The 19,618-nt window shown below is 54.8% G+C and carries 20 protein-coding genes; 18 read left to right on the forward strand and 2 right to left on the reverse strand.

What is annotated here, in order from left to right; genetic code table 11:
- The first annotated feature begins 25 nt into the window (after positions 1–25).
- Positions 26–1,669, forward strand: coding sequence for a multidrug ABC transporter permease/ATP-binding protein (locus OGY71_RS13485; RefSeq protein ID WP_003834645.1), 1,644 nt, complete (start codon positions 26–28; stop codon positions 1,667–1,669).
- A 105-nt stretch (positions 1,670–1,774) separates the two neighbouring features.
- A complete protein-coding gene (gene mgtE, locus OGY71_RS13490) occupies positions 1,775–3,211 on the forward strand; it encodes a magnesium transporter (protein ID WP_125112618.1) in 1,437 nt (478 codons plus the stop codon).
- Here mgtE and OGY71_RS13495 read toward each other — a convergent pair.
- On the reverse strand, positions 3,174–4,421 hold the full coding sequence (locus OGY71_RS13495) for a SulP family inorganic anion transporter (protein ID WP_191222346.1): 1,248 nt from the start codon (positions 4,419–4,421) through the stop codon (positions 3,174–3,176). The two genes, mgtE and OGY71_RS13495, sit on opposite strands and share 38 nt — an antisense overlap.
- A gap of 278 nt (positions 4,422–4,699) precedes the next feature.
- On the opposite strand from OGY71_RS13495, the gene mqo reads away from it, so the two are divergent.
- Positions 4,700–6,361 carry a malate dehydrogenase (quinone) gene (gene mqo, locus OGY71_RS13500; protein ID WP_003834639.1) on the forward strand — a complete coding sequence of 554 codons (1,662 nt, stop codon included), beginning with the start codon at positions 4,700–4,702 and terminating at the stop codon, positions 6,359–6,361.
- 96 nt (positions 6,362–6,457) lie between these two features.
- Here mqo and eco read toward each other — a convergent pair whose 3' ends face one another.
- Complete coding sequence (gene eco, locus OGY71_RS13505) at positions 6,458–6,955, reverse strand: serine protease inhibitor ecotin (protein ID WP_032934607.1); 498 nt, start codon at positions 6,953–6,955, stop codon at positions 6,458–6,460.
- A 413-nt stretch (positions 6,956–7,368) separates the two neighbouring features.
- Between eco and napF the strand changes: the two genes are divergently transcribed.
- The 15 genes from napF (at position 7,369) to OGY71_RS13580 (ending at position 19,554) form a co-directional block, all read left to right on the forward strand.
- Positions 7,369–7,860 carry a ferredoxin-type protein NapF gene (gene napF / locus OGY71_RS13510; RefSeq protein ID WP_003834634.1) on the forward strand — a complete coding sequence of 164 codons (492 nt, stop codon included), beginning with the start codon at positions 7,369–7,371 and terminating at the stop codon, positions 7,858–7,860.
- On the forward strand, positions 7,850–8,113 hold the full coding sequence (napD, locus tag OGY71_RS13515) for a chaperone NapD (protein WP_003027560.1): 264 nt from the start codon (positions 7,850–7,852) through the stop codon (positions 8,111–8,113). Before napF ends, napD begins: the two co-directional genes overlap by 11 nt.
- Positions 8,110–10,596 carry a nitrate reductase catalytic subunit NapA gene (gene napA / locus OGY71_RS13520; RefSeq protein WP_003834631.1) on the forward strand — a complete coding sequence of 829 codons (2,487 nt, stop codon included), beginning with the start codon at positions 8,110–8,112 and terminating at the stop codon, positions 10,594–10,596. The genes napD and napA overlap by 4 nt, the downstream gene beginning before the upstream one ends.
- 6 nt (positions 10,597–10,602) lie before the next feature.
- Positions 10,603–11,298, forward strand: a complete 696-nt coding sequence (gene napG / locus OGY71_RS13525) for a ferredoxin-type protein NapG (protein WP_003834629.1) — start codon at positions 10,603–10,605, stop codon at positions 11,296–11,298.
- Positions 11,285–12,148 carry a quinol dehydrogenase ferredoxin subunit NapH gene (napH, locus tag OGY71_RS13530; RefSeq protein ID WP_003027552.1) on the forward strand — a complete coding sequence of 288 codons (864 nt, stop codon included), beginning with the start codon at positions 11,285–11,287 and terminating at the stop codon, positions 12,146–12,148. The genes napG and napH overlap by 14 nt, the downstream gene beginning before the upstream one ends.
- On the forward strand, positions 12,145–12,594 hold the full coding sequence (gene napB / locus OGY71_RS13535; protein ID WP_003834627.1) for a nitrate reductase cytochrome c-type subunit: 450 nt from the start codon (positions 12,145–12,147) through the stop codon (positions 12,592–12,594). The genes napH and napB overlap by 4 nt, the downstream gene beginning before the upstream one ends.
- Positions 12,595–12,603: 9 nt before the next feature.
- Positions 12,604–13,206, forward strand: coding sequence for a cytochrome c-type protein NapC (gene napC, locus OGY71_RS13540; protein WP_003027548.1), 603 nt, complete (start codon positions 12,604–12,606; stop codon positions 13,204–13,206).
- Between the two features lie 20 nt (positions 13,207–13,226).
- Positions 13,227–13,847: a cytochrome c biogenesis heme-transporting ATPase CcmA gene (gene ccmA / locus OGY71_RS13545; RefSeq protein ID WP_003834625.1), complete on the forward strand. Its 621-nt coding sequence runs from the start codon at positions 13,227–13,229 to the stop codon at positions 13,845–13,847.
- Positions 13,844–14,503, forward strand: coding sequence for a heme exporter protein CcmB (gene ccmB / locus OGY71_RS13550; RefSeq protein WP_003027542.1), 660 nt, complete (start codon positions 13,844–13,846; stop codon positions 14,501–14,503). Before ccmA ends, ccmB begins: the two co-directional genes overlap by 4 nt.
- Before the next feature lie 76 nt (positions 14,504–14,579).
- Positions 14,580–15,317 (forward strand): heme ABC transporter permease, encoded by a 738-nt coding sequence (locus OGY71_RS13555; protein WP_003027538.1) that lies wholly within the window; start codon positions 14,580–14,582, stop codon positions 15,315–15,317.
- Positions 15,314–15,526 (forward strand): heme exporter protein CcmD, encoded by a 213-nt coding sequence (gene ccmD, locus OGY71_RS13560; RefSeq protein ID WP_003834621.1) that lies wholly within the window; start codon positions 15,314–15,316, stop codon positions 15,524–15,526. Before OGY71_RS13555 ends, ccmD begins: the two co-directional genes overlap by 4 nt.
- Entirely contained in the window at positions 15,523–16,002 is a 480-nt protein-coding gene (ccmE, locus tag OGY71_RS13565) for a cytochrome c maturation protein CcmE (RefSeq protein WP_003834619.1), read from the forward strand. The genes ccmD and ccmE overlap by 4 nt, the downstream gene beginning before the upstream one ends.
- Positions 15,999–17,954 carry a heme lyase CcmF/NrfE family subunit gene (locus tag OGY71_RS13570; RefSeq protein WP_008785295.1) on the forward strand — a complete coding sequence of 652 codons (1,956 nt, stop codon included), beginning with the start codon at positions 15,999–16,001 and terminating at the stop codon, positions 17,952–17,954. The genes ccmE and OGY71_RS13570 overlap by 4 nt, the downstream gene beginning before the upstream one ends.
- Positions 17,951–18,508, forward strand: a complete 558-nt coding sequence (dsbE, locus tag OGY71_RS13575; RefSeq protein WP_286613401.1) for a thiol:disulfide interchange protein DsbE — start codon at positions 17,951–17,953, stop codon at positions 18,506–18,508. The genes OGY71_RS13570 and dsbE overlap by 4 nt, the downstream gene beginning before the upstream one ends.
- Complete coding sequence (locus tag OGY71_RS13580) at positions 18,505–19,554, forward strand: cytochrome c-type biogenesis protein CcmH (RefSeq protein ID WP_149335131.1); 1,050 nt, start codon at positions 18,505–18,507, stop codon at positions 19,552–19,554. The genes dsbE and OGY71_RS13580 overlap by 4 nt, the downstream gene beginning before the upstream one ends.
- The last annotated feature ends 64 nt before the right edge of the window (positions 19,555–19,618 follow it).

Consider the following 19,618-nt stretch of genomic DNA (forward strand, 5'->3'; position numbering starts at 1 on the left):
GTTATTACTTGTCCGGGTTGTGTGCATGGAACTTTTACTTCTTGTCTGGCGGCAGTATCGCTGGCCATTTATCAGCGTGATGGCGCTCAGCCTCGCCAGCGCCGCGTTGGGGATTGGGCTGATTGCGTTTATCAACCAGCGCTTGATCGAAACGGTCGACACCACGCTGATGGTGCTACCGGAGTTTCTTGGCCTGCTGCTGTTGTTGATGGTTGTCACCCTCGGTTCTCAGCTGGCGTTGACCACGCTGGGTCACCACTTTGTCTACCGCCTGCGTAGCGAATTTATCAAACGAATTCTGGATACTCACGTCGAGCGTATTGAACAGCTTGGCAGCGCCTCGTTGCTGGCCGGTTTAACCAGTGATATCCGCAACATCACCATCGCCTTTGTTCGTCTGCCTGAACTGGTACAGGGGATTATCCTGACCATCGGATCGGCGGCGTATCTGGCGATGCTGTCGACCAAAATGCTGCTGGTAACGGCAATCTGGATGGCAATCACCATCTGGGGCGGATTTGTGCTGGTGGCGCGGGTGTATAAACACATGGCCACCTTGCGCGAAACTGAAGACAAGTTGTACAACGATTATCAGACGGTGCTGGAAGGGCGCAAAGAGCTGACGCTTAACCGCGAGCGCGCCGAGCATATCTTTAATCAGATGTACGTCCCGGATGCCAAAGAGTATCGCCACCATATTATCCGTGCCGATACCTTCCACCTGAGCGCGGTTAACTGGTCGAACATTATGATGCTGGGTGCCATTGGCCTGGTGTTCTGGATGGCTAACAGTCTGGGATGGGCTGATACCGCCGTGGCAGCGACCTATTCTCTGACGCTGTTATTCCTGCGAACGCCGCTGCTCTCTGCCGTTGGCGCGCTGCCGACGCTGCTTACCGCGCAGGTGGCGTTCAACAAACTGAATAAATTCGCACTGGCACCTTTTAAGGCCGAATTCCCACGCCCAACCGCGTTTCCCAACTGGCAAACGCTGGAGCTGCGCAACGTGGTTTTCCACTATCAGGATAATGCGTTTTCCGTAGGGCCGGTGAATCTGACGATTCATCGCGGTGAACTGATCTTCTTGATTGGCGGCAACGGTAGCGGGAAATCTACGCTGGCGATGTTACTGACCGGTCTATACCAGCCGCAGTCAGGCGAAATATTGCTTGATGGTAAGGCCGTTGCCGTTGAAAAACCGGAAGACTACCGCAAGCTATTCTCTGCCGTGTTTACCGACGTCTGGCTGTTCGACAAACTGCTGGGGCCGGAAGGTAAAGAGGCTAATCCGCAGCTGGTCGCGAAGTGGCTGGAACATCTGAAGATGGGTCATAAGCTGGAGCTGAGCGATGGTCGTATCCTCAATCTGAAGCTGTCGAAAGGGCAGAAGAAACGCGTGGCGCTGCTACTGGCCCTGGCGGAGGAGCGCGACATCATTCTGCTGGATGAATGGGCTGCCGATCAGGATCCCCATTTCCGCCGGGAGTTCTATCAGGTGCTATTGCCTTTGATGCAGGAAATGGGGAAAACCATTTTCGCCATCAGCCACGACGATCACTATTTTATTCACGCCGATCGTCTGCTGGAAATGCGTAACGGACAGTTGAGTGAACTGTTGGGCGATGAACGTGACGCCGCCTCGCGCGACGCGGTGGCTCGCACAGCCTGAACCTTCGTGCCGCCGGTTTTTTAGCCACCCGGCGGCACTGTTTATTGTTATTTACATAAATCGGCATCATGATTAATGATATTTCATATCATGGATTTATGATTAATGTCCGTAATAAACAAAAACAGCGCCAGACTGCGTGATGAAGAGCGTGCGCGCCTCATCTGGCTGCTGACCACTGATAAAGCCATTATTTCAACGCTGTTGGGCAAGCTTACCCTGGCTGAGCAATATGACGTCGGTACGTTAGCCGACGATATTGCTGAGGTAGGGGCGCTGGTGGCTCACCTGCCACCGCCTGACCTTGCCGATACCCTCGAAGCTTTGCCCTCAGAAGAGCGCCACGCCCTGTGGCGACTGGTCGAAAATGAAAAGCGCGGTAACGTCTTGCTTGAGGCGTCTGAAAACGTCTGGGACGACCTGATCGATGAGATGAGCGACCGCGAGCTGCTGGATGCGCTGCAATACCTCGATATTGATGAACAGATTTACCTTGTTCAACATTTGCCTCGTAACCTTACCGGTCGTCTGCTGGCGACGTTACCGGCAGAGGAGAGGACGCGCGTCCGCCAGGTGCTGCACTATGAGAAGAATAGCGTCGGCGCGATCATGGAGTTCGAGGTCATCACCGTGCGTCCGGACGTGACGCTGGAAGTGGTGCAACGCTACCTGCGGCGGCTGGGGAAAATGCCGGAGAACACCGATAAACTTTTCGTGACCGATCGCAATAAAGTGCTGGTTGGCGAACTGACGCTAACCTGCATTTTGCTCAATGATGTGCAGCGAAAAGTCAGCGAGGTGATGGAAAATGACCCGCTCACCTTTTCTCCTGAAGATATCGCCGAAAACGCTGCGCGTACCTTCGAACGCGACAACCTGGTTAGTGCCGCGGTGGTTGACCCTTCCGGTAAACTGATGGGCCGTTTAACCATCGATGAGATCGTCGATGTGGTCTATGAAGAAACCGACACCGATCTGCGTCGAATGGGGGGCTTAAGCGCCGAAGAGGACGTTTTTGCGCCTGTTACCAAAGCGGTAAAAACCCGCTGGGCGTGGTTGGCCGTTAACCTCTGTACCGCCTTTATCGCCTCGCGGGTGATCGACGGTTTTGAACATACGATTTCGCAACTGGTGGCGCTGGCCTCGTTGATGCCGATTGTGGCGGGTATCGGCGGCAATACCGGGAATCAAACTATCACTATGATCGTCCGCGCGCTGGCGCTGCAAAATATTCAGCCGGGGAACCTGACGTTTCTCATCCTGCGCGAGATGGGCGTGGCGCTAATCAATGGCCTCGTGTGGGGCGGGATTATGGGCGGCATTACCTGGTGGCTGTACGATGATATGGCGCTCGGTGGTGTGATGACTCTGGCGATGATGCTCAATCTACTGATGGCGGCGTTGATGGGGGTTATCATTCCGATGACGATGGTGAAGCTCGGGCGCGACCCGGCGGTCGGCTCGAGCGTCATGATAACCGCTATCACTGATACTGGTGGTTTCTTTATTTTTCTCGGTCTGGCAACGCTGTTTCTGATGTAGTCGCCCGTTTGCGTCTGACGATACGCGGCAGAATGAGCATCGTCATCACCCCGGCAACCACGCCAATCGCCAGGTTGCCGGTTGAGACCGTGGCAGCGACGGTCACCAGCATCACCAGCGTTTCAGTGACGGGGAGTTTCGTCAGCGTGGCGGGTTGGATGCTGTGCCAGCTGAAGGTTTTTACCGCCACAATCACCATAATTCCCGCCAGCACCGACATGGGTATTTCTGCCATCACTTCGCTTAACCCAGTGACTAACAGGAGCAATACCAGTCCGGCGGCAACCGTCGAGACGCGGCTGCGTCCTTTGCCCATCTCGACGTTAACGATGGTTTGACCAATCATCGCGCACCCGGCGATGCCGCCATAAAATCCGGCCAGAATATTGGCTATCCCCAGCCCGGCACTCTCGCGATTCTTATTCGACGGCGTCATCGTCAGGTCATCCACCAGACGGGCGGTTAACAGCGACTCCATCAAACCAACAAAAGCGATACTCAGCGCGCAGGGCCAGATAATCGCCAGCGTTTGCAGGTTGAGCGGAACCAACAACTCGGTGAAACCCGGCAGGCCGCCGCTCATTGAACCTTCATCACCGACGGTCGGTAACAGTTGCCCGCTGGTGACAGTGAACACGGTTAGCAGCACGATGGCGATAAGCGGTGCGGGAATTGCTTTAATAAACCGCGGAACCCACAGCACAATCAGCAGCGTCAGGACAAACAGCCCCCAGATGAGCAGGCTTTTGCCCCAGAAATGCGGGACCTGGGCAAAGAAAATCAATATACCCAGCGCGTTAACAAAGCCGGTCATCACGGCCGTAGGGATGAATCGCATCAGACGTGCCATTCCCAATACACCAAACAGGATCTGAATCATCCCGGCCAGCACCACTGCAGGCAGGATGTATTGCACGCCGTGTTGATGCACCATCGGACCAATCACCAGCGCGACCGATCCTGCAGCGGCGGTAACCATTGCGGGACGACCGCCTAAAAAAGACATCGCCAGGCACAGTACGACGGAGGCGATCAGACTGACTTTAGGATCAACGCCTGCGATCACGGAAAACGAGATCACTTCCGGGATCAGCGCCAGGGCGGTTACCACACCGGCCAGCGTTTCGCGAACCAGCAGACGGGGTTGGCGGAGCACGGCACGGGTCGCGTGTTCAGCGACTGCGGCAGAAGAATGTTGAGTTGCAGACATAGTTACACTCAGGTCAAAAATGGCCTGATACAGCAGACCGACAGGCATCCGTGCGGTGAATAGCAAAGCGCAGCATAGTACCCGTCAGATGGACCGGTTTCCAGAAATGATTGTCAATAACCGCATAAACTATCAACGTATTAATAACATTTTTAAAAATTAAATATAATTTATAAACTTTATTTAATTATTTTTACTTAAGTGTTACCGTTGGTGCCGCTCGATTTTCACCTGCATTAAAAGCAAAAAAGCGATACTAAAAGTAAGGCATTAACATTATGAAAAAAGTGACTGCCATGCTCTTCACCATGGCCGTTGGGCTGAATGTTGTCTCGATGGCGGCAAAAGCGAAAGCGGCGGAAGAGCAGGAAACGGATGTACTGTTGATTGGCGGCGGCATCATGAGCGCCACGCTGGGAACCTATTTACAGGAGCTGGAGCCGCAATGGTCAATGACTATGGTTGAGCGACTGGATGGTGTAGCGCAGGAAAGCTCAAACGGCTGGAATAACGCCGGAACCGGCCACTCCGCACTGATGGAGCTGAACTACACGCCTAAAAAGGCCGACGGTAGCATCAGCATTGAAAAGGCAGTCGAAATTAACGAAGCCTTCCAGATTTCCCGCCAGTTTTGGGCCTATCAGGTCAATAATGGCGTAATGCATGAACCACGCTCGTTTATCACCACCGTTCCGCACATGAGTTTTGTCTGGGGTGACGAGAACGTGAACTTCCTGCGTGCCCGTTACACCGCACTGCAGCAGAGCACGCTGTTCCGTGGTATGCGCTATTCCGAAGACCACGCGCAGATCAAAGAGTGGGCGCCGCTGGTCATGGAAGGTCGCGATCCGCAGCAGAAAGTCGCAGCAACGCGTACCGAGATTGGTACTGACGTGAACTACGGCGAAATCACCCGCCAACTGATTACCTCATTGCAGAAAAAGCCCAACTTTGCACTGCAGTTGAGCACTGAAGTTCGTGGCTTTAAGCGTAATGCCGACAATAGCTGGACTGTCACAGTCGCCGATCTGAAAAATAACGAAGCGGAACATGATATCAAGGCGAAGTTTGTCTTTATCGGTGCCGGTGGCGCTGCGCTGAAGCTGTTGCAGGAAACCGACATTCCGGAAGCGAAAGGCTATGCCGGATTCCCGGTTGGCGGGCAGTTCCTGGTTGCAGAAAACCCGGATGTGGTCAATCGCCACCTGGCGAAAGTGTACGGCCAGGCCTCCGTTGGCGCGCCGCCGATGTCCGTACCGCATATCGATACCCGTATCCTTGATGGCAAGCGCGTTGTGCTGTTTGGGCCATTCGCGACATTCTCCACCAAGTTCCTGAAAAACGGTTCATTGTGGGATCTGCTCAGCTCGACCACCACCTCAAACTTTATGCCGATGGTCAACGTGGGTCTGGATAACTTCGATCTGGTGAAATATCTGGTGAGCCAGGTGATGCTCAGCGACGACGACCGTTTTGCTGCGCTGCAAGAGTACTATCCGCAGGCGAAAAAAGAAGACTGGCGTTTATGGCAGGCCGGCCAGCGTGTGCAGATCATCAAAAGCGATGCGGAGAAGGGCGGCGTGCTGCGTCTGGGCACTGAAGTCGTCAGCGATAAAGAAGGCACGATTGCTGCGCTGCTGGGAGCTTCTCCGGGCGCATCAACCGCGGCACCGATTATGCTGCATCTGATGGAAAAAGTGTTTAAAGATAAAGTAGCCAGCCCCGAGTGGCAGGCGAAGCTGAAAACCATTATTCCGTCTTATGGTACTAAGCTGAACGGTAACGTTGAGGCTACGGAACAAGAGCTGCAGTACACCAGTGAGGTTCTGGGTCTGAAATATGACAAGCCGCAGGTTGCTGATGAAGCGCCGAAACCACAGCTGAAACCTCAGGCACAACCGCAGCCTGAACAGAAAGCCGTCGCGGATATCGCGCTGTAAAATAAAATGCCGGATGGCGCTGCTGCGCTTATCCGGCATGGTTCATGCGTCTGTAGGCCGGATAAGGCGGTACGCCGCCATCCGGCACATTCTCACTTAGCGCGCGACTGCGTCCTGAATTTTGTCTTCCGCTTTCCAGATACGGTATTTAACGTCCACGTTTTCCGGGGTATAGACCACAATCGGCAGCTTGCTGTTGTAACGCAACATGCCGTCATCACCCAGATGCGCAGTAATGAATTTCTTCTCTTTCTTACCGTCCGGGCAGGCCATCATGGTTGAAACCGGAGACGTAACTTTGTCAAAGACATAGTAGTCATATCCCCAACCTTCCAGCGTTTTGCTGTCCAGTTCTCCGCCCAGGCGGTGTTGGTTACAGTCAACTTCCAGCGTTTGTCCGATCAGCAGTTCTACTTTCAGAGTAGATTCATCTTTCTCAGGGGTAAGCTGGATAACCTGGCGCTTCATACCCTTTTCCGCCTTGGGATAAGGGGCGACTTTTTCCAGCGGCTGAGCGGCGGTTTCGTTACTGGCAGCCCATGCAGAGGTGCTGGCAAAGGCGGCGAAAAGTACGGCAGGGACAATTGTCTTCATCTTATTGTTCACAGTGTTTCCTTTCTTCTGTCTTATGAACGAGTCTGTAGCAGGTTAACATATTTGGATAATCTATTAATCTGGATTTGCTTATATTTAAAGTGTATTAGATAGAGGTTTACTATCAAGGTAGCGATATATTCCAGGAATTATCCTAATATCGAGATCTTTGTCTTTTTGAATAATTCGTTATATACATGGTTATATAACTCATTGAAATGTGAGCAAAAGCGCATTTTTTCCCGCCAACTCAACACTCCTTTGATCCGGCAACAGCATTTACCCCAATTGGGGTATGCACCTCTAACACATCCTGAAATATCTTACGGCTAAAAATAACTACTCATAAATAGTGCAGTTTTTTATGTCGTTCAACCCGCCGAGGGAGGGCGTCATTATGGAAGGACAATGTCATGGTTGATTTATCCCGTCGAGGTATGTTGACAGGCAGTTGGCGAAACGCCAGCGCAGGGATCCGTCCGCCGTGGAGCAAGGAAGACTCTCACTTTCTGGCTCATTGCCTCCGTTGTGACGTCTGCATCCAGGCGTGCGAAACCGACATCCTGCAGCGAGGCCAGGGTGGTTACCCGAGCGTAAATTTCAAACACGGCGAGTGCAGCTTTTGCTATGCCTGCGCAGAAGCCTGTCCCGAATCACTTTTTCTTCCGCGCCACACCAGGGCATGGGATCTGAATTTTACGATTGGGGAAAACTGTCTCGCACATCAGTCAGTTGAATGTCACCGCTGTCAGGATAGCTGTGAGCCCATGGCAATAACCTTTCGTCCCACGCTGTCCGGCATTTATCAGCCGCAGCTCGACAATCAGGACTGTAACGGATGTGGCGCCTGTGTCGCTATCTGCCCGGTATCAGCCATTAACGCGGAGTACAACCATGGACAATAACTGGCAGGTCTGCAGCCTGGTCGTTCAGGCCAAAAGCCAGCATATCAACGATATCGCCACGCAGTTGCGTTCCTTTCCCGGTTGCGAAGTTGCACTCAGCGATGTGGAAAGTGGTCAGTTGATTGTGGTGGTGGAAGCTGAGCAAAGTGAAACGCTAATGAAAACAATTGAGTCAGTACGCAACGTTGCGGGCGTACTGGCGGTGTCGCTGGTTTATCACCAGCAGGATGAGCAAGGTGAGGAAACACCATGAAACTCAGTCGTCGTAGCTTTATGAAAGCTAACGCCGTTGCGGCCGCTGCGGCGGCTGCCGGGTTAAGCGTGCCGGGCGTTGCCCGCGCGGTAGTCGGTCAGCAAGAAGCCATTAAATGGGACAAAGCCCCGTGCCGTTTTTGCGGGACGGGCTGTGGCGTATTGGTCGGAACGCAGCAAGGGCGTGTTGTGGCATGCCAGGGCGATCCGGATGCGCCGGTTAACCGTGGGCTCAACTGCATCAAAGGTTACTTCCTGCCGAAAATCATGTACGGAAAAGACCGTTTAACGCAGCCGATGCTGCGCATGAAAGACGGCAAGTATCACAAAGAAGGCGAGTTCACCCCGATTAGCTGGGACCAGGCCTTTGACGTGATGGAAGAGAAATTCAAAACGTCGATGAAAGAGAAAGGCCCTGAGTCTATCGGTATGTTCGGCTCTGGCCAGTGGACGATTTGGGAAGGTTATGCCGCTGCCAAATTGTTTAAAGCGGGTTTCCGTTCCAATAACATCGACCCGAACGCACGTCACTGCATGGCCTCAGCGGTAGTCGGTTTTATGCGTACCTTCGGTATGGATGAACCGATGGGCTGCTATGACGATATCGAACATGCGGATGCCTTCGTCTTGTGGGGCGCGAATATGGCGGAGATGCACCCGATCCTGTGGTCGCGCATCACCAACCGTCGTCTGTCCGATCCTAATGTTAACGTCGCGGTTCTCTCCACCTTCCAGCACCGCAGCTTTGAGCTGGCGGATAACGGTATGGTCTTCACACCGCAAACCGATCTGGTGATCCTCAACTACATCGCGAACTACATCATTCAAAACAATGCGATTAACCAGGATTTCTTTAGCAAGCACGTTAACCTGCGTAAAGGCGTGACGGACATCGGCTACGGTCTGCGTCCAACCCATCCGCTGGAAAAAGCGGCGAAAAACCCGGGATCCGATGCTTCTGAACCGATGAGCTTTGAGGATTACAAAGCCTTCGTTGCTGAGTACACGCTGGATAAAACCGCCGAAATGACCGGTGTGCCGAAAGATCAGCTGGAACAGCTGGCGCAGCTGTATGCCGATCCGAAGAAAAAAGTCATCTCCTACTGGACGATGGGCTTTAACCAGCACACCCGCGGCGTGTGGGCCAACAACCTGGTCTATAACCTGCACTTGCTGACTGGCAAAATCTCCCAGCCAGGCTGCGGCCCGTTCTCTCTGACCGGCCAGCCTTCAGCGTGCGGCACCGCGCGTGAAGTCGGTACGTTCTCCCACCGTCTGCCTGCGGACATGGTGGTAACGAACGAAAAACACCGCGATATCTGTGAGAAGCACTGGAATATTCCGTCAGGGACCATTCCGGCAAAAGTTGGTCTGCACGCCGTGGCGCAAGACCGCGCGCTGAAAGATGGCAAGCTCAATGTCTACTGGGCGATGTGTACTAACAACATGCAGGCCGGTCCGAACATCAACGAAGAGCGTATGCCGGGCTGGCGCGATCCGCGTAACTTCATCATCGTCTCCGATCCGTACCCGACGATCAGCGCCCTGTCGGCTGACCTGATCCTGCCGACCGCGATGTGGGTAGAGAAAGAAGGCGCCTACGGGAACGCTGAACGCCGTACGCAGTTCTGGCGTCAGCAAATTAAAGCGCCGGGCGAATCGAAATCGGATCTGTGGCAACTGGTGCAATTTTCTCGTCGCTTCAAAACAGAAGAAGTGTGGCCGGAAGAGCTGCTGGCACAAAAACCGGAACTGCGTGGCAAAACGCTGTATGACGTACTGTTTGCTACGCCAGCAGTAACGAAATTCCCAGTGACTGAACTGGCTGAGGATCAACTGAACGATGAATCCCGCGAGCTGGGCTTTTACCTGCAAAAAGGGTTGTTCGAAGAGTACGCCTGGTTTGGCCGCGGCCACGGGCACGACCTTGCGCCATTTGACGATTACCACAAAGCGCGCGGTTTACGCTGGCCGGTCGTTGAGGGTAAAGAGACCCAGTGGCGCTACAGCGAAGGCAACGACCCTTACGTGAAAGCAGGTGAAAGCTACAAGTTCTACGGAAAACCGGACGGTAAAGCGGTTATCTTCGCGCTGCCATTTGAGCCTGCTGCTGAAGCGCCGGATAAAGAATATGACCTGTGGCTGTCTACCGGACGTGTGCTGGAACACTGGCATACCGGCAGTATGACGCGTCGTGTGCCTGAACTACACCGTGCTTTCCCGGAAGCCGTGCTGTTTATCCACCCGCTGGATGCAAAAGCACGCGATCTGCGCCGTGGCGATAAGGTCAAAGTGGTTTCCCGTCGTGGTGAAGTGATTTCGATTGTTGAAACACGCGGTCGTAACCGTCCGCCGCAGGGGCTGGTGTACATGCCGTTCTTCGACGCCGCACAGCTGGTGAACAACCTGACGCTGGATGCGACGGATCCGCTCTCCAAAGAGACGGATTTCAAGAAGTGCGCCGTGAAACTGGCGAAGGTGTAACGCGTTATGTCCCGGTCAGCAAAACCCCAAAATGGCCGCCGCCGCTTTCTGCGCGATATGGTTCGCGCAGCGGGCGGGCTGGCCGTCGTTGGCGTGGCGCTGGGGTTGCAACAACAAACCGCACGCGCAACCGGCGTGCGGTTGCGCCCGCCAGGTGCACTGAGCGAGGAGGCATTCGCCAGCGCCTGCGTACGTTGCGGTCAGTGCGTTCAGGCGTGTCCGTATGACACGCTGAAACTGGCAACGTTGGCCTCCGGGCTGGCGGCCGGTACGCCGTATTTTGTCGCCCGTGATATTCCCTGCGAAATGTGTGAGGACATTCCGTGTGCCAAAGTCTGCCCGAGCGGCGCGTTGGACAGGGAAATTGAATCCATTGACGATTCGCGTATGGGGCTGGCGGTACTGCTGGATCACGAAAACTGTCTCAACTATCAGGGATTACGCTGCGACGTTTGCTATCGCGAGTGCCCGAAAATCGATGAGGCGATCACCCTGGAGCTGGACCGCAACATGCGTACCGGCAAGCATGCGCGGTTTATTCCGACCGTGCACAGCGATGCCTGTACCGGCTGTGGGAAATGCGAAAAAGTCTGCGTACTGGAACAGCCAGCAATAAAAGTGCTGCCGCTGTCGCTGGCGAAAGGGGAGTTAGGACACCATTACCGCTTCGGTTGGCTGGAGGGGAACAATGGCAAATCGTAAACGTGATGCCGGGCGTGAAGCGCAGGCAAAAAAAGGATGGTGGAAGAGTCATCGCTGGCTGCTGCTGCGTCGTTTGAGTCAATTTCTGATACTGGCGATGTTCCTCAGCGGCCCATGGCTTGGCGTGTGGATCCTGCATGGCAACTACAGTAGCAGCCTGTTGCTGGACGCTATCCCGTTCACCGATCCGCTGATTACTCTGCAAAGCCTGGCCAGCGGGCATCTGCCGGCGACGGTGGCGTTAACGGGGGCGGCTATCATCACGGTGCTGTATGCCCTGGCCGGTAAGCGACTGTTTTGCAGTTGGGTTTGTCCCATGAACCCGGTTACCGATTTAGCCAGTTGGTTGCGCAGAAGGTTTGACCTGAATCAGTCCGCAACCCTGCCGCGCCATATACGGTACGTCCTGCTGGTGGTTATCCTGGTCGGTTCCGCCCTGACCGGTACGCTGTTGTGGGAGTGGATAAATCCAGTCTCTCTGCTTGGACGGAGCCTGGTAATGGGATTCGGTAGCGGAGCGCTGCTGATCCTCGCGCTGTTTTTATTTGATTTACTGGTCGTTGAGCATGGCTGGTGCGGGCATCTTTGCCCACTGGGTGCGCTGTATAGCGTGGTGGGAAGCAAAGGGGCATTAACCGTTTCGGCAAAAGAACGTAACAGATGTAACCGCTGTATGGATTGTTTTCATGTTTGCCCGGAACCGCATGTGCTACGTGCGCCGGTGCTGGATGAGCAAAGTCCGGTGCAGGTAACCAGCCGCGATTGCATGGCCTGCGGTCGTTGCGTGGATGTCTGTTCTGAGGATGTTTTTACAATAACAACACGATGGAGTTCGGGAGCGAAATCATGAAAAGCCATGACCTGATTAAGACGCTGTGTCAATGGACGGCCCTGCTTGCCCTGGTCGTCAGTGGGGCCGTTTGGGCTGCAAATGGAGTGGATCTGAGCCAGTCACCGGAAGTCTCAGGAACACAGGAAGGGGCGATTCGCATGCCGAAAGAGCAAGAGCGCATGCCGCTGAACTATGTGAATCAGCCGCCGATGGTTCCGCATAGCGTTGAAGGGTATCAGGTGACGACTAACACTAACCGCTGCCTGCAATGCCACGGTGTGGAAAGCTATCGCACTACCGGTGCGCCGCGAATCAGTCCGACGCACTTTATGGACAGCGACGGTAAGGTATTGGCTGAAGTTGCGCCGCGTCGTTATTTCTGCCTGCAATGTCACGTTCCGCAGGCTGACGCCGCGCCGATTGTTGAAAATACCTTCACCCCCTCGAAAGGTTACGGGAAATAAGAGGTCATTATGGAAAATTCTAACCGTAAACCAGGCTGGATTAAGCGCGTCTGGCAATGGTGGCGTCGCCCCAGCCGTCTGGCGCTCGGCACGCTGTTGTTAATCGGCTTTGTGGGCGGCATTATTTTCTGGGGCGGCTTTAATACCGGTATGGAAAAGGCCAATACAGAAGAGTTCTGCATTAGCTGTCACGAAATGCGCAATACGGTATACCAGGAATACATGGAAACCGTACACTACAACAACCGCAGTGGTGTGCGAGCGACTTGCCCTGATTGCCACGTCCCGCATGAGTGGGGCCCGAAAATGATTCGTAAGATCAAGGCCAGTAAAGAGCTGTACGCGAAAGCACTGGGGCTGATAGATACACCGCAGAAATTTGAAGATCATCGTCTGACGATGGCGCAAAATGAGTGGCGGCGTATGAAAGATAATAATTCGCAAGAGTGCCGAAACTGTCACAACTTCGAGTTTATGGATTTAACCGCCCAGAAAGGCGTTGCGGCCAAAATGCACGACCAGGCCGTGAAAGACGGGCAAACCTGTATTGACTGTCATAAAGGGATAGCGCACAAACTGCCTGATATGCGCGAAGTCAAACCGGGCTTTTAACAGGATGTAGATAACCAGGTATGCTTGAAGCCAGAGAATTACTTTGCGAGCGGGATGACAGAATACTGTTCAGCAATCTGTCATTTCGCGTCAACGCAGGGGAATGGGTACAAATTACCGGCAGCAACGGCGCAGGGAAAACTACTCTGCTGCGGTTGCTTACCGGGCTGGCGCGTCCCGATGCAGGGGAGGTTTGCTGGCAAGAGCAGCCGCTGCATCACGTGCGGGACAACTACCATCAGCAACTGCTGTGGATCGGACATCAGCCGGGGATAAAAACCCGGCTTTCGGCGTTGGAGAACCTGCGTTTCTTCCATCATGACGGCGACATTGCACAGTGTCTGGCTGCGCTGGCGCAGGCGGGACTTGCCGGATATGAAGATATCCCGGTGAACCAGCTCTCCGCCGGACAACAGCGGCGTGTGGCGCTGGCCCGTTTGTGGCTGACCCGCGCCCGGCTGTGGATCCTCGATGAACCCTTTACCGCCATTGATGTGAACGGCGTTGAACGACTGACTCAGCGTATGGCGCAGCATACAGAGCAGGGTGGTATTGTTATTCTCACCACCCACCAACCGCTCAATGTCGAAACCGATAAAGTGCGACGTATTGCGCTGACCAGCGAGAGGGTAACGCAATGATGTGGCGAATCTTCCGTTTAGAACTGCGAGTTGCGTTTCGTCATAGTGCGGAAATCGCCAATCCTTTATGGTTCTTCCTGATTGTTATTACGCTGTTCCCCCTGAGCATTGGGCCGGAGCCGCAGCTACTGGCGCGCATTGCGCCGGGCATCATTTGGGTTGCGGCGCTGCTGGCATCATTGCTGGCGCTGGAACGCCTGTTTCGTGATGATCTGCAGGACGGCAGCCTTGAGCAACTGATGCTGCTGCCGTTACCGCTACCGGCCGTGGTGCTGGCGAAAGTGATGGCGCACTGGGTCGTGACCGGCCTGCCACTGTTGATCCTCTCGCCGTTGGTGGCGCTGCTGCTGGGCATGGATATGTACGGCTGGAAAATTATGGCGCTGACGTTGTTACTCGGCACGCCGACGCTGGGCTTCCTCGGTGCGCCGGGTGTGGGGTTGACGGTGGGCTTAAAGCGCGGCGGCGTGTTGTTAAGCGTGCTGGTGCTCCCGCTCACCATACCCTTACTGATTTTTGCAACCGCCGCGATGGATGCGGCTTCTATGCACTTACCGGTTGAAGGGTACATGGCAATTCTGGGGGCGTTGCTGGTCGGCAGCGCCACGTTAAGCCCGTTTGCCACAGCCGCTGCGTTACGGATAAGCGTGCAGTAACGAGAATTAGATGTGTAGGCCGGGCAAGGCGCTCTGGCACAACGGATTTTAATTTATGGAGTCTGGTGACTGAACTATGTGGAAAACACTTCATCAATTGGCGATGCCCCCTCGGCTCTATCAGATCTGTGGCTGGTTTATCCCGTGGCTGGCGATTGCCAGCGCGGTGGTACTGATAACGGGATGGGTCTGGGGGTTTGGTTTTGCGCCTGCGGATTATCAGCAGGGGCAGAGCTATCGCATTATTTATCTGCACGTTCCGGCGGCAATCTGGTCGATGGGCATTTATGCCTCGATGGCTGTTGCCGCGTTTATCGGCCTGGTCTGGCAGATGAAAATGGCCAATCTGGCGCTGGCTGCGATGGCGCCGATTGGTGCAGTGTTTACCTTTATTGCGCTGGTGACCGGCTCCGCATGGGGCAAACCGATGTGGGGAACCTGGTGGGTCTGGGATGCCCGACTCACCTCTGAACTGGTGCTGCTGTTTCTCTACGTGGGCGCCATTGCGCTGTGGCATGCCTTTGACGACCGCCGTCTGGCAGGTCGTGCCGCCGGTATTCTGGTGCTGATTGGCGTGGTCAACTTACCGATTATCCACTACTCGGTTGAGTGGTGGAATACGCTGCATCAGGGTTCTACCCGCATGCAGCAAAGCATCGATCCGGCGATGCGTACGCCGCTGCGTCTGGCGATCGTCGGCTACCTGTTACTGTTTGTCACGCTGGCGCTGATGCGCATGCGTAACCTGATTTTGATGATGGAAAAACGCCGCCCGTGGGTGAGCGAACTGATCTTAAAAAGAGGCCGCCAATGACCCCTGCATTTGCATCATGGAGTGATTTTTTCGCGATGGGCGGCTACGCCTTGTATGTCTGGCTTGCCGTAGCGATGAGCATTATCCCGCTGGTGGTGCTGGTACTGCATTCCGCGTTACAACATCGCGCAATTTTACGCGGTGTGGCGCAGCAGCGGGCGAGAGAAGCGCGTATGCGTGCGGCGCAAGTGCAACGGGAGGCGGCGTGAATATTCGACGTAAAAATCGGTTATGGATAGCCTGTGCGGTACTGGCGGGTCTGGCGTTGACCATTACGCTGGTGCTTTATGCGCTGCGTTCTAATATTGACCTGTTCTATACGCCGGGAGAGATACTCTACGGTAAGCGCGAAACGCAGCAGATGCCCGAAGTCGGTCAGCGCCTGCGCGTGGGCGGAATGGTGATGCCCGGTAGCGTAAAGCGTGATCCGCAGTCGTTGAAGGTGAATTTCAGTATCTATGACGCCGAAGGTGTGGTTGATGTCACCTACGAAGGCATTCTGCCGGATCTGTTCCGCGAAGGGCAGGGTGTTGTTGTTCAGGGCGAACTGGACGAGGGAAATCATGTGCAGGCCAAAGAGGTTCTTGCCAAACATGATGAGAATTACACCCCGCCGGAAGTCGAAAAAGCGATGCAGGAAAACCATCGTCGCCCGGAAAGTGTTTATAAGGATAAAACGTCATGATGCCTGAAATTGGCAATGCGCTGTTGTGCCTTGCGCTAGGCGTGGCGTTACTACTGTCGGTCTATCCGCTGTGGGGCGTAGCGCGCGGCGACGTGCGAATGATGGCCTCCGCGCGGCCTTTTGCCTGGGTTCTGTTTATCTGCGTGATGGGGGCGTTCCTGATTCTGGTCAACGCCTTCGTGGTTAATGACTTTACCGTCACCTATGTAGCCAGTAACTCCAATACCCAGCTTCCGGTCTGGTATCGGGTGGCAGCAACCTGGGGGGCTCATGAAGGCTCGCTGTTGCTATGGGTGCTGCTGATGAGCGGCTGGACGTTCGCCGTTGCGGCATTCAGCCAGCGTATGCCGCTGGACATCGTTGCCCGCGTGCTGGCGGTGATGGGGATGGTAAGCGTTGGCTTTCTGCTGTTTATTCTTTTTACCTCCAACCCGTTTGCCCGTACGTTGCCCAACTTCCCTATTGAAGGGCGCGACCTGAACCCGCTGTTGCAGGATCCAGGGCTGATTTTCCATCCGCCGTTGCTGTACATGGGGTATGTCGGCTTCTCGGTAGCCTTCGCGTTTGCGATTGCTGCGCTGATGAGCGGACGACTGGACAGTACTTTCGCCCGTTTTTCGCGTCCGTGGACGCTGGCGGCGTGGGTGTTCCTGACGCTGGGTATTGTGCTCGGTTCGGCATGGGCTTATTACGAGCTGGGCTGGGGCGGTTGGTGGTTCTGGGATCCGGTTGAGAACGCCTCATTTATGCCATGGCTGGTGGGAACGGCGCTGATGCACTCGCTGTCGGTAACCGAACAGCGTGCCAGCTTTAAAGCCTGGACGCTGCTGCTTTCAATCTGCGCATTCTCGCTTTGCCTGTTAGGTACTTTCCTGGTGCGCTCCGGCGTGTTGGTATCGGTGCATGCTTTCGCCTCCGATCCGTCGCGCGGGATGTTTATTCTGGCCTTTATGGTATTGGTGATTGGCGGCTCCCTGCTGCTGTTTGCGGTGCGCGGTCACAAGGTCCGTTCACGGGTAAACAACGCGCTGTGGTCGCGTGAATCTCTGCTGTTGGGCAACAACGTTCTGCTGATTGCCGCCATGCTGGTGGTGCTCTTGGGCACGCTGCTGCCGCTGGTGCACAAACAACTGGGTCTGGGCAGTATTTCGATTGGCGAACCGTTCTTCAACACCATGTTTACCTGGCTGATGGCGCCGTTCGCGCTGTTGCTGGGAATTGGGCCATTAGTGCGCTGGGGCCGTGACCGACCACGTAAACTGAAAACGTTACTGATTATCGCGTTTGTCACCACGCTTGTTCTGTCGCTGCTGTTGCCGTGGTTGTTTGAGGATCGCATTGCCGCTATGACGGTGGTAGGGCTGGCGATGGCATGCTGGATATTCGTGCTGGCGATGTCCGAAGCATTCCTGCGTGTTTCCCGCGGAACGAAGTTAACACCAAGCTATTGGGGTATGGTGTCGGGCCACGTTGGGCTGGCGATTACTATTGTCGGTATTGCCTTCAGCCAGAACTACAGCGTTGAACGCGATGTCCGCATGAAAGCGGGTGATAGCGTCAGTATCCATAACTATCAGTTCACGTTCCGCGAAGTGAAAGATATTACCGGACCTAACTACCGGGGCGGTGTCGCCATTATTGGTGTTACCAGAGATGGTAAACCGGAAGCCACGCTGCATGCGGAAAAACGCTTCTATAACAGCACCAGCTCGATGATGACTGAAGCGGCAATTGACGGCGGGTTCACGCGCGATCTGTATGCCGCGCTGGGTGAAGAACTGGATAACGGCGCATGGGCTGTGCGTCTGTACTACAAACCGTTTATTCGCTGGATTTGGGCCGGAGGATTGCTGATGGCGCTGGGCGGATTGTTCTGCCTGTTTGATCCACGCTATCGTCAGCGCGCGCGTCCTCGCGCCGCGGTGCAAAAAAATGCGTCGGAGGCTGTATGAAGCGCAACGCACTGTTAATTCCGTTTATTATTTTTCTGATCATTGCGGCGGCGCTGCTGTGGCAGCTGGCGCGTAACGCTCAGGGGGACGATCCCACGAATCTGGAATCGGCGTTGATCGGCAAACCCGTTCCGACATTCCGCCTGGAGTCGCTGGAGAATCCAGGTCAGCATTATCAGGTCGATGTGCTGACCCAGGGCAAACCGGTATTGCTGAACGTCTGGGCGACCTGGTGTCCGACCTGTCGCGCCGAACATCAGTATCTGAACCAGCTGTCTGCACAAGGCGTGCGGGTGGTGGGTCTGAACTATAAAGACGATCGTCAGAAAGCCATTGTCTGGCTGAAAGAGCTGGGCAATCCTTACTCATTAAGCCTGTTTGACGGTGACGGTATGCTCGGTCTGGATCTTGGCGTGTACGGCGCGCCGGAGACGTTCCTGATCGACGGTAAAGGTATTATTCGCTATCGCCATGCCGGTGATTTAAATGCCAGAGTGTGGGAGAGCGAGATCAAACCGTTGTGGGATAAGTACAGTAAGGAGGCTGCGCAATGAGATTTTTACTGGGCCTGCTGATGCTGGTTATCTCGGGATCTGCGCTGGCGACCATCGATGTGATGCAGTTTAAGGATGAAGCGCAGGAGCAGCAATTCCGTCAGCTTACCGAACAGCTGCGCTGTCCTAAATGTCAGAACAACAGTATCGCCGATTCTAACTCGATGATTGCCACCGACCTGCGCCAGAAAGTGTACGAACTGATGCAGGAAGGGAAAAGCCAGAAAGAAATTGTTGATTATATGGTGGCGCGCTACGGCAACTTCGTCACCTACGATCCGCCGTTGACGCCGCTTACAGTGCTTTTGTGGGTGATGCCGGTAGTAGCGATTGGTTTGGGCGGCTGGATTATTTTTGCCCGTACTCGCCGACGAGTCCGGGTGAGGCTGGAAGAGTTTCCTGATGACGTTATCCCGGATGGCAAGCGCGGTGGATTTGGGTTGTTTGTGCCCGGCATCGTGGTGGCGCTGATCGTTGGCGCGGTGAGCTATTATGAAACCGGCAGCTATAAGCAGGTTCAGGTCTGGCATCAGGCCACTGCTCAGGCTCCGGCGCTGCTGGAACGCGCATTGGATCCGAAAGCTGCCCCGCTCAATGAAGAGGATATGACACGTCTGGCGCTGGGGCTGCGCACGCGTTTACAAGCCGATCCTACAAACGTTGAAGGTTGGATCATGCTTGGCCGTATTGGCATGGTACTCGGTAATGCCAGTACGGCCACTGAAGCCTATGCCAATGCATATCGACTGGATCCTAAAAACAGCGATGCGGCGCTGGGTTATGCGGAAGCACTGACCCGTTCATCCGATCCTGACGATAATCGCAGGGGCGGGGAGCTGTTACGCCAGCTGGTGCGCGGCGAGCATGCCAACGTGCGGGTTCTCAGCATGTACGCATTTAACGCTTTTGAACAGCAGCGCTTTGGTGAGGCGGTTGCGGCGTGGGAGATGATGCTGAAATTATTACCGGCCAATGATACCCGTCGGGCGGTGATAGAACGCAGCATTAAGCAGGCGATGGAGCAGCTAACGCCGCAGGAGAAGTAAGAGTCCAGATTACCCGAAGGCGTGCTGCTTTCGGGCCTGTGCGAGCTTTGTAGGCCGGATATGA

Origin of the sequence: Citrobacter sp. Cpo109, from assembly GCF_030332565.1 — a bacterium.
Classification (GTDB): Bacteria; Pseudomonadota; Gammaproteobacteria; order Enterobacterales; family Enterobacteriaceae; genus Citrobacter; species Citrobacter portucalensis.